The organism is Tamlana crocina, assembly GCA_040429635.1.
GTDB lineage: Bacteria > Bacteroidota > Bacteroidia > Flavobacteriales > Flavobacteriaceae > Flavisericum > Flavisericum crocinum.
The window spans coordinates 3,405,085-3,421,547 of record CP158972.1 but is presented as its reverse complement, the minus strand read 5'-3'; the positions used below and the strand labels follow the sequence as shown (position 1 = coordinate 3,421,547).

The window sequence follows — 16,463 nt, the reverse complement described above, 5'->3', positions numbered from 1 at the left end:
TAAATATCATTTTTATGACCACACGACGAAAATTTATAAAGCAAACGATTATGGGTTCAACGGGAGTTGCCACCCTAAGTTGTTCGGCATTTACGATGGCTTCAAGTACACCACCCTACACATCTAACAGGCCTCCATTAGCCGATAGAACCTTTATAAGTCAAACCGTAGAAAACACCATTAAAAAGGTAAAAAGGGGTATTAAAAACCCAGAGTTGTCATGGCTTTTTGAAAACTGTTTTCCAAATACCTTAGATACTACAGTAGATTACGAACTTATAAATAATAAGCCGGACACCTTTGTTATTACTGGCGATATTGACGCTATGTGGTTGCGCGATTCTACAGCCCAAGTATGGCCTTATTTGCCTTTGGTAAATCAAGATGAAGCATTAAAAAATCTATTTAAAGGTTTAATAAACAGGCAAACCAAATGCATTTTGTTAGACCCTTATGCCAACGCATTTTATAAAGACCTGACCAGAGAAACCAAATGGAAGGACGACCGTCCAACCCCAATACCGGGAGTGCATGAGCGTAAATGGGAAATAGATTCGTTATGCTATGCCATTCGTTTGGCGTATGGTTATTATAAAGAAACTGGCGACACATTGGTTTTTGATGACGATTGGGATAAAGCCATGCGACTCGCAGTAAAAACCCTTAGAACTGAACAACGTAAAAATGGTGAAACACCCTATTATTTTGAGCGTGTTAGAAGAAATAAAAATGTTACAGCTCCCTTTAGAGGAAAAGGCAGGCCAATAAAACCTGTGGGTCTCATTTGTTCTGCGTTTAGACCTTCAGATGATGGTACCATGTATCCGTTTTTGATTCCATCTAATTTATTTGCGGTGGAGTCTTTATCGCAATTAAGTGAGATTTATAATGGTGTTTTAAGAGATAAGGCGTTTTCAGAAGCTTGCCAATCCTTTTCAGATGAAGTGTTAAGCGCTGTAAACAAATATGCCATTTCCGAACACCTGAATTATGGTAAGGTCTATGCGTATGAGGTAGATGGTTTTGGTAACAAAGCATTTATAGACGACCCAAACATTCCGTCTTTAATCGCCATGAAGTATTTAATGAGCGAACAGTATTACGATGCTGAGGTTTACCAAAATACAAGAGCTTATCTGTTAAGTCACGACAATCCTTATTATTTTAAAGGAAAAGCAGGCGAAGGACAAGGCGGTCCGCATGCAGGTTTAGACACCATTTGGCCTATGGGGATTATTTTACGGGCCATGACCAGCGATAGTGATTCTGAAATTGTGTGGTGTGTAAAACAGTTAATGAATACCCACGATGGTAAAGGGTTTATGCACGAAACCTTCCATAAAGATGATGCATCCAAATTTTCGCGCTCTTGGTTTGCTTGGGCAAACACCCTTTTTGGCGAGTTAATTTTAAAATTATACAACGAAAAGCCAGAACTTCTTAAATCCATTTAAATATGAAGCACCTCGTACTTCTTGCTGTGCTTCTGTGTTTTGGATGTTCAAAAGAGCACCCCATAAAACTTAATGATGTTCAGGTTATAGGGAGCCACAATTCCTATAAAATTGCAATTGAACAACCATTATTAAATTACCTTGCTTTAAAAGATTCCAGTAAAGCGAAGTCATTGGAATACGAGCATATTTCCTTAGAAGCGCAGTTAAATCTTGGCTTACGGAATTTAGAACTCGATGTGTTTTACGACCCCGAAGGCGGTCATTTTTCAAATCCAAAAGGCTTAGACATTGTAAAACAATCGGGAGAAACGCCAATACCTTATGACGAAACAGAACAATTAAAACAGCCAGGGTTTAAACTATTTCATATTCAAGATATCGATTTTCGAAGTCATCATTTGCTGTTCAAAGAGGCGCTAAAAGCGATGAAAAAATGGTCGGATAACAATCCTGAACACCTGCCCATCATAATTTTAATGAATACGAAAGACAAGGTAATACCAGACTTAACCAAACCAATTCCCTTTTCAGCGAAAGCGTATCAAGAATTAGATGCTGAAATATTTTCAGTATTTACAAAAGAGGATTTAATACGACCCGATGATGTAAGAGGAAACCATGGTACTTTAGAAGAAGCCGTTTTAAAACAAGGTTGGCCAAAATTAGAAGAATGCAAAGGGAAATTTCTGTTTGTTTTAGATGAAAAAGCTCATAAAAACAGCCTGTATATGAATGGTGACAATACGCTGAAAAACCGCGTGTTTTTTGTGAATAGTAAAGAAGGAAACCCAGAATCGGCCTTTAGAATAGTGAACAACCCTATTACCGATTTTGAATATATCAAGCAATTGGTAGCACAAGGTTATATGGTACGCACTCGCGCCGATGCTGGAACAAATGAAGCCAGAACGAACGATTATACCAAATTTAAAAAAGCAAAAGCATCGGGAGCTCAAGTTATTTCAACCGATTATTATCAACCTTCAAGGTTATTCAAATCTACATTTGAAGTTAAATTTGAGGACGGTACCTACGAACGGATTAAAAACATCAAAAATGAATAAACGCTTTATAAAATTCATATTCTTAACTATTTGTTTTACAACTTGGGGGCAAAATGGTATTCAATTTCCAATAGTTCAGAATGGAGAAGTAGCTTCTATCATCATTGATAAAAAAGATGCCAAAGTCGTGAGTATTGCTTCAGATATTTTGGCGAGCGATATCCAAAAAGTTTCGGGGAAAACGGCTGTGAAACATCAAAAGCAAGCCCCATGTCAAATTGTAGCAGGAACACTGAGGAACAGTAAAGTTATCAATCAACTCATTAAAAAACACGCTATTGATGTCTCTCAAATTGAAGGAAAATGGGAAGCCTACACGATTCAGGTCATTGAAAATCCTTCAAAAGGCATAAAAAAAGCATTAGTCATTATTGGTTCAGACCGAAGAGGAACGGCCTACGGACTTTTAGAAATTTCCAGAATGATAGGAGTTTCCCCGTGGGAATGGTGGGCAGATGTAACTCCAGAAAAGCAAGAAAGTATTGTGCTTAATATTGAAAACAAAACCTACGGAACGCCATCAGTAAAATACCGAGGTATATTTTTAAATGACGAAGATTGGGGCTTGCAACGGTGGTCGGCACTAAATTACGAGCCAGAAACGGGAGATATAGGCCCAAAAACCTATGCCAAAGTGTTTGAATTATTGTTGCGCCTGCGAGCCAATACCATTTGGCCCGCCATGCACAAATGCACCAAGGCATTTTACCACTATCCACAAAATAAAATAGTAGCCGATAATTATGCTATTGTTATTGGCACATCGCATGCAGAACCGATGTTGTGCAACATTAATGCAGAATGGAATCATGATACTATGGGCGATTATCGATATGATACCAATTCAGAATCAATAAAATCCTTATTTAAAAAACGAGCTAAAGAAACCGCAAATTTTGAGGGGATTTACACGGTTGGTATGCGTGGGGAACATGATTCGCCTATGATTGTTGGGGAAGATGATACCGATTCGCAAGTAAAACTTTTAGAACAGGTTATAACCGACCAACGCGAGATTCTAAAAGCAAATTCTAAAAATGGTGTTACAAAACCACAGGCTTTTGTGCCGTATAAAGAGGTATTACATTATTACCAAAGCGGATTGGATTTACCTGAAGATGTAAGTTTGGTTTGGACCGATGATAACTACGGGTATATTCGGCAATTAAGTAATGCTGAAGAGCAAAAAAGAAGCGGAGGAGCGGGCGTGTATTATCACACCTCTTATTGGGGAAGACCACATGATTATTTATGGTTGAATTCTACAAACCCAGTTTTAATGTGGGAAGAAATGACCAAAGCCTATGAGTTTGGGTCGCAAAATATTTGGATTTTAAATTGTGGCGACATCAAACCCCATGAATATAATATCGAGCTGTTTTTGGATATGGCTTGGGATATAGATAGTTTTAAAAATGATGATGCCGTCAGAGCACATCATATAAATTGGAGTACTAGAGAATTTGGAAAAAGTAATGCAAATGCCATTACAAATTTGATGTATCAATACAATCAATTGGCGTTTCAAAGACGACCAGAATTTATGGCGTGGAGTAGTGTGGAGCCTGTTACCAAATCGGGCAACACCGAGTTGACACAATACCATTATGGCGATGAGGTTAGCAAGCGTATCAAAGCGCATAAAGATTTAATTGCTCGTGTGAAGTCTATTCAAAAAAATATTCCCAGCCATAGGGCAGATGCCTTTTATCAACTCGTTTATTATCCAATTTCGGGCGCTTCAAACCTAAATTTAAAATGGTTGTACAGTTATAAAAATGCCTTTGTAGCATCACAAGGGCGAGAGAGTGCCAAGGATTTTGCAACGAAATCTTTAGAGGCCTACAAAACCATTCAAAAGGAAACCGATTATTTTAATAACACGCTTCAAAATGGAAAATGGAAGCATATCATGAGCATGTCGCCTAGGCATTTGCCCGTGTTTTCAGAACCAACGGCATCCATCCCATTAACCGAAAAATCAAATACCTTAGGAATAGCCATCGAGAGCTATCAAATGGAAGTAAATGATGAGATTATAAATTCTTATGCCGATGTTTTTCCGGTGTTTAACGCTTACACAGAGAATACATATTACATGGATGTGTTCTTAAAAGGACAAGGCGAATTGGAGTGGGAATTACAACCTAAGGCCGATTGGATTATACTTTCTAAAACCTCGGGGAAATTAGATAAAAACCAATTAGAAGAGCGTATTTGGGTTACCATAGACTGGGATAAAGTACCGCAGGGGGAAAATAAAAAGGAAGCGCCGTTAGGACACGATTATCAATTAATACCGCCAAGTTACAAAGTGAATTCAGCTATAAATGTAGTAACCAAAAACAAAACTACAACGCTTGGTGTTTCGGTTTTCAATCCAAAGTTTAAAGATTTAGAAAATTATAAAGGTTTTGTTGAAGACAAAGGTTTTATCTCAATAAACGCTGAAAATTTCACTAGAAAAATAGACGGAAAGGAAGCTAAATGGGCCACCTTTTCTGGACTAGGTTATACAGGAAATGTAAGTGTGGCACTTCCGCGAAGCGCAACTTCTGAAACCACCGTTGAAGCCATAAAACAAAATAGTCCTATTTTAGAATATGATTTTTATACTTTTAATTTTGGAGAGGTAGATGTGTTTTTACAGGCTGTGCCAACCCACGCTTTTAATAATGATACGGGTGTGCGTTGTGCAGTAGCTATAGATGATGCAGAACCTGTAATAGTTGATTTTCAAACCTTTGGACGAAGTGAAACTTGGAAGCAAAATGTGTTAAAAAATGCATCGGTACAATCCGTTAAGCAAATTGTAAACACAGCTGGAAAGCATAAATTAAAGATTTGGATGGTAGACCCCGGAGTAATGTTAGACCAGATTTTGATTGATTTAGGCGGTTGGAAAACATCGTATGCCTTTCCTTCAGAAACCAAAATGAAATAATTAATGTTGCATAAATTCATCCTTTTATTCGTAGTCTTGCTATGTTTTTCTTGTAAAAAAGAAAGGGATGATACAAGCTATAAAGTAGCCTTTATGGCCGATGTGCATTTGCAAGATATCTATGGTAGTTTTTCAGATAGTGATTATAAAGGAGTTTTAAACCCTGAAACTAATACTTTTACACTAGCCAGAACCATGCAGTCTCAGTTACAATCTACGCGGTTGTTCAATGAGAACTACTTTGCCTTTTTGTCGGCTTTAGACGATATAGTATCCAAAAATATTAAATACGTGGTATTGCCCGGAGATTTTAGTGATGATGGGCAAATGCTGAATATTAAGGGCTTAAAACGGATTTTAAAAAAGTATTCGGAAGCACATAGTATCAAGTTCATTTTAACTACGGGAAATCACGACCCAGTGCGCCCATTTTACCAAGAAGCGGGCAAGCATGATTTTATAGGCGAAGGCGGAAAACAGCAACCTATATTTAGTTCCGAAGAGATATACAAAGCAAAAGATTCCAGCGCTTTAGCACCTGTTTTCACAAAAGATATTGCAAAATTAGGCTACGAAGACATTCTAAATGAGTTAAAAGATTTTGGTTTTTATCCAAAACAAAGCGATGTGTACTGGGAAACTCCGTTTACTAATTATAGTTACGAAAATTATCAATTTCGTGATGCTCTAAAACAAGCCGATTTATCAAACAGAAATTATGAGATACCACCTTTTGGAAGCCAAATTCCTGATGTGAGTTATTTGGTAGAACCTGAAGAAGGAATTTGGTTTTTAGCCATTGATGCTAATGTGTATGTGCCCAAAGATACCAATAACTTTAGCAGTGCTAGTATTGGCTATAACAATGTGTTATCACACAAAACCCACCTAATAGCATGGATAAAGACTGTAACTAAACGCGCCGAAATACTGAATAAAAAATTGGTTGTTTTTAGTCATTTTCCAATGGTAGAATTTAATGATGGTGCATCAGAAAATATACGATTATTGCTAGGAGAAGATAAAATGCAACTCCATCGTGTACCAGACGAAGCCGTAGCCAAAGCTTTTATTGAAACAGGGGTAAAAGTACATTTTGGAGGACACATGCATATAAATGATACAGGTATCGCTACTTTCGAATCAGGTAGTTTGGTAAATGTGCAAATACCATCATTGGCGGCCTATATTCCCGCTTATAAAATTGCAACGGTCTCCGCAGATAAGGTTGAGATTGAGACTGTCGTTATAGACAGTGTACCTAGATTTAAGGAACTCTTTCCATTATACAAACAGGAGTATGCCTTTTTGAAAAGTAAAGGGGGAAATGCGTTATGGGATTCAACAATTTTAAATTCTAGAAACTACAAAGATTTTACACAAGGCCATTTAAAGGGGCTTATAAATAGTAGATTTTTGCAAATCGATTGGGACATTCCGTTTACCAAATTTTTGCTGAGTTTAACTAAGAAAAGTGTTGCGGAATTTGTTTCAATTGACGAAAACTCTTTGGAAGGGTTTGAGGACTGGACAGGTTTTGACATGTTATTCGATTTGTATCGCTTGCGTTCTGCAGATGCGTTGGCATTTCAAGATATTGGGGCAAAAAATATTGAAAACTATAAAAGCATCATTGAGGCTTACTTAATTCATTTTAAAGAGATTAGTAAGCCGTCAGAAATAGAAAATGACTTCTTGCAATTTTGTGTGATTTTTAAAAAGTTTTTATATGGAGCACCAAGTACTAATTTTAGTATTAATTTAAGTAATAGTAAAATTGTAATCAAAAAAATAAAATAGCTATTGTTCTGCTAGACAAGCTACAAAAGTCGAGCATATTTTAAGGCTTATGCTACGCTTTTAAATAGATGTAATTCTAGTTCTGTTTTCAAGGTGTTAAAGGAAGTAGCAACAACATAGTTGTCTCTAACAAAGGTTTGCTGATTAGAATTTTTGATGATAAGTAAATTTAATCCTTTTCAATTTATTTGACTTTTAATTCAATAAACTAAATGTTAAAATAAGTTCAATATGAAAAACTCGTTGCTATCATGCTAATTTATCCTTTTTAAAGACATATCACTTAAGTAGACTAGTCTTAATATTATGTGTAGAGCCTTTATGGCAACTCTTTTTAACTAAAGCCTAAAACGTTAAATATTTTATATTGTGTCAATAATAACATAACTATACTTAGTTTTATATATGTTTTAAAAAACGTTAATACTCAAAGAATGAAAGCATCATTTTACAAAATTCTTTTCGATGAGGAAACTCCTTTTAGATGTACATATTTAGATAAGCCTAATTTTGATATGCCGTGGCATTTTCACCCTGAGCTAGAATTAACATTAATATTAGAAAGTGAAGGGGTAAGATATATCGGGGATAATACATCTAGATTTAAAGCTGGCGATTTAGTTTTGGTAGGTTCCAATTTACCACATATGTGGGTAAATAATAGTATAGAGACTGCTGCTAAAAACAAAAATTTAAATAGAAGCATACGCATTACCCTCCAATTTCCTCCAGATATGATAGACAATATGTTTAAAAATGCTCAAGAATTACAACCGTTAATTAAGCTCTTTGCACTAGCACAAAGAGGTATCTCATTTTCCCAAAAAACAAGTGCGGAAATTAAACCTTTGTTTTTGGAAATTAACGACAAAACAGGACTTAGAAGATGGATATCTGTATTTAACTTATTATTTAAATTAACAGAAGCCGAAGGTTATAAGCTATTAGCAAGCCCAGGGTATTTACCACAATTAACAAGAAAAGACCACGGATTGGTAAATAGGGTGTTTAACCACATTGAAACACATTTTAAAGATAAAATCACGCTACAGGAAATGGCAGATTTAGCATGTTTAACCAAACCATCTTTTTGTCGTTTATTTAAACAAAAAACTGGAAAAACATTTTTTGATTTCTTAAATGAATATCGCATTAATTATGCAAAGCGGCTTTTATTAGAGTCTAAAAAAGAATCTATAAACACCATAGCACTACGCTCAGGGTTTCCCACCATTCAACACTTCAACAAAAAGTTTAAAGCTATAAATAATGGGCTCACTCCAAGTCAATTTTTAAAAGTCAATGCTTAGTTAAAATAGAATCCCCAACAACCGACTAAAATCAATGTTAATATTGACTCATTATTAGTGATTTTAATATCATGATTATATTCTTATTGTGCTTAATTTTACAAAGAATAAAATTTATTATTCAGCCAATTAAAAACCACTAAACTATTTGTTCCTTTCATATAATGCTAATGAATTGGCGCTCTAGCTAATTCAAATGTATTGTTAAACTCAGATATTTTTGTTTGGTTTTTAAAACTAATCTTTATAAGTATAAATTTTAAATGAAAATTATGAGAAATCTTTTCATCTTAGTTGTTCTAGTTTTAAGCTTTTCATTAAGTGCTCAAAACTCCAAAATTGAAATAACTGATGTAAAACCAACACCATTCTTTCCTAAAGTAGAAAAAGGAGAAGCTCTTAAACAGTTAGTAAAACTTAGTATTGACAATAAAACAAACAAAACTCCAATAAAACTAAAAATTGAGGTAGAAGGCTTAGAGGCTTATTACCAAGATTTAGGCACTCTGGAAAAAGGCAGTTCGATACATGATATTATGATTGCTGATATAAATAAGGCAACTAAAGTTAACTTAGAACTGTTAAATAGCAGAGGTAAAATCATAGCGCAAAAAACACTTGCTTGGGAGCCACAAAAAAAGTGGAAGGTTTATTATGCTGCTGTTTCACATCATGATTTAGGCTTTATCACCTACTACCAAAACCTAAGAAAAGCGGTTCGGGAAAGCGAAATAGATACAGCCCTTGTTTATTGCCGCAATACTGATGGTTGGGATAAAAACAGCCAATTCCGATGGAATGTAGAAACTAGTGAAGCACTCATTCGCTGGATGGCTAAGCAAACACCAGAAAAGATTAATGAGTTTGAACGCAGAATACAGGAAGGGCGTATTGAGATTATTGCAAACCATAACACCATCTCTACGCAAATGGTGGGGTACGAAATGATGGCACGTAGTTTTTACACTCCTAACCGCTATGTGCAAGATATGCTGGATATTGACCCCGCTAAAGTGGCTTTGATAAATGATGTCACAGGCGTTAGCCGTACATGGCCTTTATATCTTAAAGAAGCGGATATTCCTTATTTTATGCATGGTAGTAACCACCCTAACAACTTGCAGGATATGATGGATCAACCTGTTTTTAGATGGTTGAGTACCGATGGGGATAATGAGAAAGCTCCATTATGTAAAGCCGATTCATACTATTCTCCCAATAAAATTGCCAAATGGGATTTAGATGGTGTTTCGTATTTAATTAACCGCCATGTCGATTTAGACTGGAAGTTCGATTGCATTCTGGCTTACGATAGTCACGACTTTGCCATCCCATCTATGCAGAATGCCAATAACATTAAAGAGTGGAATTCAAAATACGAATATCCTAAATTTAGATGTTCTGTATTAAGCTCCTATTTCGATGATATTGCTCAGCAGTTGAAACCAGGCATGATTCAGGAAACAGCTAAAGATGCACCTGACAGCTGGAACGATCAGGAAATTATTGATGCCAACCTGTTGGCAAGAGCTCGTAAAGCTAGTTCTGAAATTCCTACCACCGAAAAACTGGCCAGTATAGCTATGACATTGGGAGGTGAATATCCTGAAAAGGAATTGTTCCAGGCCTATAACCGCATGATAATGTATCACGAGCATACCAACGGTGCTATTGACGGGGGAAATCATAAATATTACGAAACCGAAAATGTAATGCACGAAAAATTGGTAGACGAGGCCATTGATATAAACAAGCAGGCATTAAGTGTTTCTCTTCAAAAAATTGGTTCGCAAATTCAATCGAAAAAAAGTGCGTTGGTAGTTTACAATCCTCTAAACTGGAAGCGTAATGAGTTGGTGTATTTTAAAGCTAACGAGGTGCCGTTAGAGCAATTTCAGATTATCGATGCTGATACAAAAAAGCCAATACAGGTACAAAAATTGATGGATGGCAGATTTGCTTTTTATGCCGAAAATATTCCTTCGATGGGGTATAAGTCTTACACTATTAAGAAAACTAAAAAAGCGGGGTACAGTAGTTCATCAATTAGTGAGGCAAATTCTATAGAAAATGACTTTTATCAAATTTCGATTGACAGAACAAAAAACATTATTTCTGATGTGGTTGATAAACAGTTAGGTAAAAACATTATCGATAAAAACTCTCCATATGCACTTGGAGAATATATACATTACGACCACTTTAGTGGCGAATGGAAGAATACGAAATTTACCGGCATGAAGTACTTCAAAGGAGACGTATTGGATGAGATTCATATTAGTCAAGATGCTTATTTAACAGGTAAGGTTGAGTTGGTGGTTTACGTTCACCATAAAACAAAGAAAATTGACTTTGCTCTAGAGGTAGATAAATTATCGAATGGAGAAGCGCTTACTGGAGGCTGGAACCGTTATATGAAAGAAGCTGCTTTTTGTGCAGTACCTGTTTCGGTGCCCGACTATCAGCACCATCATGAATTGTCGGGAGCAGTTACTCAGCCCGGTAACAAAGAATTGCAATTTGAAGCTTCAGAGTCTGCATTCTATGCTATTCAACATTTTGCCGACGCTTCTAACGATGACTTTGGTGTAACCCTTTCTACCATTGAAACCAACTGTATCAACTATGGCTATCCTCGTCCAGTATATTGGAACAATGACGGGCGTCGTCCTAAAGAAGAGATTGTTAAACCAAAAAACAGTAACATGTTTTTGTACTTGATGAACAACTTCTTCCAGACCAACGTAAAGGTAGATCAGCCAGGCGTTAAAAATTATACCTTTTCTATTCGTAGTCATTCTGGCGACTGGAAAGGAGGAAAGGCATACCAGTTTGCTTGGGAAACTTCAAACCCAATTATTTCGCAGTACATTGAAAAAAATAAAGAAGGCAAACTTCCGTCTAAACAATCATTCTTATCTACCGATAAAGATAATGTTGTTATCAGTACCCTTAAAAAGGCAGAAGCCAACGGCGATGGTTTGGTTGTTCGTCTTTTTGAACTGGCGGGCAAAGATTCGAAAGTTAAAATGAAACTCAATTTAAATCAAGACATTAGTAAAGCAGTTGTTTTAAATTTGTTGGAAAATGATGAAGAAGAAATAGCAGTTTCTAATAACGAAGTAGAATTTAATATCAACGGGCATGGTATAAAAACCATTCGCTTGTTAAGCGAACCTGCTGAAAAACCTGTTGTTGGTAATGTAACTGCATTGGCTGTTTCAAACGAAGAAGTAAAACTTAGTTGGGAGAGTGATAATTCTGGTTTTTACAATATATATCGTAGCAAAACCCCAGATTTTAAATTGAATGCGCTTAATTATTTAGGGTATTCAGAAAGAACTTCGTATTTGGATAAAACGGTATTGGACTATGCTGGAGGAAGACATAAAAGAGTAGAGCCTAATACTACCTATTACTACAAAGTTGAGCCTGTTGATAAATTTAATAACCGTGGTGTTGCTTCACAGGTAATTAAATGTACTACACTAAAAACAGAGGAGGCCGATGCCAAACCAAATAAAGTACAAGGCGTTTACACCGTACATGTTTCGCCATTAGCTCCCGAAGATTTTATTAACCTTTGGTTTTATTCCAATTTTGAAAAAGACGTAGATAAATATCTTATTCACAGAGGTGAATCTGCCGATTTTGTTCCCAACAAAAGCAATTTGATTAACACTCTTGTTCCTTCAGAAGGCACATTCAGCTTTCATTATACCTACAGTAATTCTGAATTAAACAGACAGATGTTCGAGGATAAAACGGCTAAAGTAAATACAGCCTATTACTACAAAGTGGCTGCAGTTGATAATGGTGGCAATGTAGGAGAGTATTCTGATGCTGCATATGTTTATATGGAAAAAGTACCTGTAGAAATTAAGCATGAATACATTGCAACGAAAGAATTTAAAACTTTCAGGCCAAAAGCTAAAGTGACCATTCAATGCAGTGAACCGGGATACGATATGTATTATTCTACTGAAACCAGAACAAATACAACCAAAGCTAAAAAGTATTCTGCGCCATTCGAAATTACAGAAGCCAGTGTAATTAATGTAGAGGTTTATAAGGCAAACACCAAAGAATTGGCTTATAGATACCGTCGTTTCGTAAACGTTAACCAAAATATTAGTCAGTCCGATTATAATGGTCATTTTAATTCACTAAAAGCAACCGATGGTAGTTATTACAGTGGTTGGGTTTCAAAACAATTTGGTAATACCAAAGAAGAACCAAAAGATGTTTGGTTGGGCGTTAACTTGGGAGAATTAAAAACAGTTAGTGGATTGACTTTTATTTCTGATAATGGCGATATTTTCCCAATTCATGAACAATTCCGTGTATTTGTGCGTAATGGTGAGAATGTAAAAGAGGTGAAATTTACCAATACACCAGACGAGAAAACGCGAAATAAATTTCATGTAACATTTGATGAGCCGTTATTGGCTGATGGTGTGATGCTTTACTTTGATAAAGACAAACTACCGGTTAAAGGAGGAGTAGCAGATCAGGCGGGACTGGTAAGGGTAAATGAATTATTGATATTAGATCAGAAAGGAGAGTCAATTCTTCGATCTGATATATTAGGAATGTAATTTGTAACAAAGAAATAATAATTAATATGAAGCACTTAAAAATTTTAATAGTTGTGTTGCTTAGCGTTTTATACCAGAACGCATGGGCTCAAAAACAATTAACCCCTGCAGACCCTGAATACTATGCTATGGACAGGGAAGATATGACTTTTGACGATGAGCAAGTGCTGCTAGTCAATTACCGTGGTTTTGTATCACCACGACAGTACAGTGTTACTCAGTTTACCAACGTATGGTTTTTGCCAATAGAATCTACCCGCTACAATTTCAATCTGAATTTCTATGACAAAGGCACAGATAGAATAATTAATGATGATGTGCCGATTCAATGGAAATCATGGATTGATGATGGGGCTGCACCTGATCCTCTTGGGTGTAATTTTCGTCCTAATTCGCCATCAATCATGGTAACGCAAGATGAAAAATGGCAACCCAACCAATATGTGCGAACAGGTACTTTTCATAAAGAGTATAACCAAAAATGGGTGAGTTTTTCTGCAAAAAGCTGGACCAGTGTGTCTTTTGAAGACGATGAGGTTTTTATTAAACTTAAATTAACCAATCGTAATTCCAAAGATTTAAACATGACCATCATACCTAATCAGGTAGCAGAACATATGGTATGTCACTTTAAACAGGGGGATACAAAATCAAAGCAAATCGATGCCTATACCATAGGTAGCGATATGGCTCATGCCCGTGTTTCTTCTTCCATAAAGGAAACAAGCGAAAAAGGGTTTGAAATTAGTATTGCTCCTGGGGAAACAGCCACCTATTATTTTGCGGTTAAGTTTTATGAACCACAAAATGGCGCCCCTGAAGTGTTTCAAGCTGACATTAAAGAGCGTATGGAACAAGCAGATAAAAAGACCCGAGATATGTTAGCTTGGGCTTACAAACAAATGCCAGTTTTAACGAGTTCTAACAAACAACTACAAGAGTACTACTATCGTTGTTTGTTATCTGTAATGATGAGTCGTTACGAAAACCCAAATTATATAACCGACGTATTTTGGGCTGTAGGTACTTGGCCATATACCATTAGTTGGGATAATTCGTATGCTTCAGATGTTTTAGCTATGTTGGACCCCGAAAGTTTAAAAGGCGCCATCATCACCGATTTTGAGCAAGTACAACTCAAAAAAACCTATGTAGGTTGGAATGGAGCACATTGGGAAATACTCTACATTCAGGAGCCTTTTGCACTTCAAATTATGATTGAAGCCTATTTAAGGCATACTAATGATTTTACCATTTTTGATCAAAAAGCTGCAGGTAAAACCGTTTGGCAATGGATGCAGGCTTGGGTAGATGAATTACAGACCAACTATACCAATGACTTAGGGTTGATTGATGTTGGTTATAATACCGAAAAAATTATTGAAATCCGTACCGATGGTTATAACCATGCTGTGCCCATTACCAATACCTTAACCATAGACCTACTTTACACTATGGCTGACTGGGCGAAGAAAAGAAATGATAGTAAATTAGAAAAGAGATTCTTTAAAGACGCTGAAAAACTAAAATCTTTAGTTGATGAGTATATGTGGAATGAAGAACTGGGGTGGTTTGATAATTATTATCCAGACGGCACCAAAGGCACCATTTGGACCTACCACCTATTCGATTTATTAGGCACCGATTATTTACCCACCCACCAAGCCTATAAACTAGTAAGCCATCTTCAAGAAGGCGAATTTTTAGGAAAATATGGTGTTTACTCCATTGCCCGTCGCGATAGCGTACATTGGGATTTAATCGACTCCGATTGGGGTGGTGGTGGCCAGTATGCAGGTATGCCGGGGCGTATTTCACGAAATCTATATCAAAAAGGATTTGCAGGTAAAGGTTGGGATGTTTTAAAACGAAATATGCGCTATATAGATCATTTTCCTTACTTACCACAAAACCCACGTATTGATGCTCCTGAGGCAGACCGCTCATCAATGCCATTACAAATTGCTGCCGGAGCTGGAATGGAGGCTATTATTTTTGGGACTTTTGGAGTAAACATTCAGGAAAACAGTTTATCCATAAAACCCTATAACCACGAGGATATTGGTGAAGCTTTACTACAAAACATACACTGGGACAATAACACCTATAGCGTTCAACTAGACAGAAAAACATTTTCTGTTTATAAAAATGGTCAACTGGAAACTACAAAGTTTTATGGCGAAACTTATTCAGGAAAAAAATAACTAATACAAACTTAACAACCCTTATGGAAAGAATATTAAAAACGGGACAATGGAAAGATTTACCTATGCGCCCGGGATTTGGGTCTTTTATGCACCCAACAGAAGACAAACTAATGCTTATAAAACAATTGGGTGTTGATGAGATTATCCTCAATATGTATAGGAACAACCTCATTGATACCAACTTTGATAAATTGCCTCTTCCAGGAGATCACCAATGGGAATATAAAGACCTCTTAATGCTTCGCAAAACCGTTGAAAATGCAGGTATTCGATTTTTGGCTCTGGAAAACATGCCATTTTCCTTCTACGACAAAATAATGATGGGACAACCTGGTAGGGAAGAACAGCTAAAGCATGTACAAGAAACTATAGCAAATATGGGTGCTGCGGGCATTCCCGTTCTAGGTTATGGATGGACCCCAACAGGCGTTTGGCGTTCCTCTACCACCTACCCTATTCGTGGTGGAGCACAATCTATGAGCATAGACCTTGATGATTTTAAAAGGGCGCCACTGTCTCACGGACGCATATTTTCAGAAGAAGAAATGTGGGACTACTACCAGTACTTTCTTGAAGGGGTATTACCTGTGGCCGAAGAAGCAGGTGTAACTCTGGCACTTCATCCTAACGATCCCCCCGTACCAAGTTTGGCAGGCGTACCTCAACTTTTTAGAAGTTTTGAGGCCTATAAAAAAGCCATGTCGATGGTAGAAAGTGAAAATCACGGATTACAATATTGTCTTGGTAATTTTTCTGCCATGGGCGCAAACCTAGACGAGGTTACCGAGTATTTTGCTAAACAGGACAAGCTCATCTATGTGCACTTTCAAACAGTATCTAACTCATTGGTAAATGACACCAAATTAAATGAAGTGTTTGTGGATATGCCTGGATATTATGACCCTGTTAAGATGCTAAAAAAACTTAAAGAAGTTGGTTATAAAGGAATGATTATGCCAGGGCACGTGCCAAAAATTATTGGCGATGTTTCATGGGAAGAACGCGGTAGAGCGTTTACTATTGGTTACATTAAAGGAATCATTGCTAGTTTGAATCAATAGAACCAGTATTTCTTAGTTTATG

8 protein-coding genes are annotated in these 16,463 nt (G+C 36.6%); all 8 read left to right on the top strand.

From position 1 onward, the window contains the following. The first annotated feature begins 14 nt into the window (after positions 1 to 14). Complete coding sequence (locus ABI125_14840) at positions 15 to 1,454, top strand: glycoside hydrolase family 125 protein (protein XCF05982.1); 1,440 nt, start codon at positions 15 to 17, stop codon at positions 1,452 to 1,454. Positions 1,455 to 1,456: 2 nt separating this feature from the next. After that, complete coding sequence (locus ABI125_14835) at positions 1,457 to 2,521, top strand: phosphatidylinositol-specific phospholipase C1-like protein (protein XCF05981.1); 1,065 nt, start codon at positions 1,457 to 1,459, stop codon at positions 2,519 to 2,521. After that, positions 2,514 to 5,465 carry a glycosyl hydrolase 115 family protein gene (locus ABI125_14830; GenBank protein XCF05980.1) on the top strand — a complete coding sequence of 984 codons (2,952 nt, stop codon included), beginning with the start codon at positions 2,514 to 2,516 and terminating at the stop codon, positions 5,463 to 5,465. The genes ABI125_14835 and ABI125_14830 overlap by 8 nt, the downstream gene beginning before the upstream one ends. Before the next feature lie 3 nt (positions 5,466 to 5,468). After that, positions 5,469 to 7,265 (top strand): metallophosphoesterase, encoded by a 1,797-nt coding sequence (locus tag ABI125_14825; GenBank protein XCF05979.1) that lies wholly within the window; start codon positions 5,469 to 5,471, stop codon positions 7,263 to 7,265. A gap of 434 nt (positions 7,266 to 7,699) precedes the next feature. Then, positions 7,700 to 8,575, top strand: coding sequence for an AraC family transcriptional regulator (locus ABI125_14820; protein XCF05978.1), 876 nt, complete (start codon positions 7,700 to 7,702; stop codon positions 8,573 to 8,575). A 272-nt stretch (positions 8,576 to 8,847) separates the two neighbouring features. Further along, positions 8,848 to 13,173: a glycosyl hydrolase-related protein gene (locus tag ABI125_14815; GenBank protein ID XCF05977.1), complete on the top strand. Its 4,326-nt coding sequence runs from the start codon at positions 8,848 to 8,850 to the stop codon at positions 13,171 to 13,173. Positions 13,174 to 13,199: 26 nt separating this feature from the next. Next, positions 13,200 to 15,377, top strand: a complete 2,178-nt coding sequence (locus ABI125_14810; GenBank protein ID XCF05976.1) for a hypothetical protein — start codon at positions 13,200 to 13,202, stop codon at positions 15,375 to 15,377. A 23-nt stretch (positions 15,378 to 15,400) separates the two neighbouring features. Beyond that, positions 15,401 to 16,441 (top strand): mannonate dehydratase, encoded by a 1,041-nt coding sequence (locus ABI125_14805; protein ID XCF05975.1) that lies wholly within the window; start codon positions 15,401 to 15,403, stop codon positions 16,439 to 16,441. The last annotated feature ends 22 nt before the right edge of the window (positions 16,442 to 16,463 follow it).

Bases quoted from the DNA above. Each gene is read 5' to 3' on its own strand.
- ABI125_14810 (XCF05976.1), top strand. From the start codon at position 13,200: ATGAAGCACTTAAAAATTTTAATAGTTGTGTTGCTTAGCGTTTTATAC.
- ABI125_14815 (XCF05977.1), top strand. From the start codon at position 8,848: ATGAGAAATCTTTTCATCTTAGTTGTTCTAGTTTTAAGCTTTTCATTA.
- ABI125_14825 (XCF05979.1), top strand. From the start codon at position 5,469: ATGTTGCATAAATTCATCCTTTTATTCGTAGTCTTGCTATGTTTTTCT.
- ABI125_14840 (XCF05982.1), top strand. From the start codon at position 15: ATGACCACACGACGAAAATTTATAAAGCAAACGATTATGGGTTCAACG.
- ABI125_14805 (XCF05975.1), top strand. From the start codon at position 15,401: ATGGAAAGAATATTAAAAACGGGACAATGGAAAGATTTACCTATGCGC.
- ABI125_14820 (XCF05978.1), top strand. From the start codon at position 7,700: ATGAAAGCATCATTTTACAAAATTCTTTTCGATGAGGAAACTCCTTTT.
- ABI125_14835 (XCF05981.1), top strand. From the start codon at position 1,457: ATGAAGCACCTCGTACTTCTTGCTGTGCTTCTGTGTTTTGGATGTTCA.
- ABI125_14830 (XCF05980.1), top strand. From the start codon at position 2,514: ATGAATAAACGCTTTATAAAATTCATATTCTTAACTATTTGTTTTACA.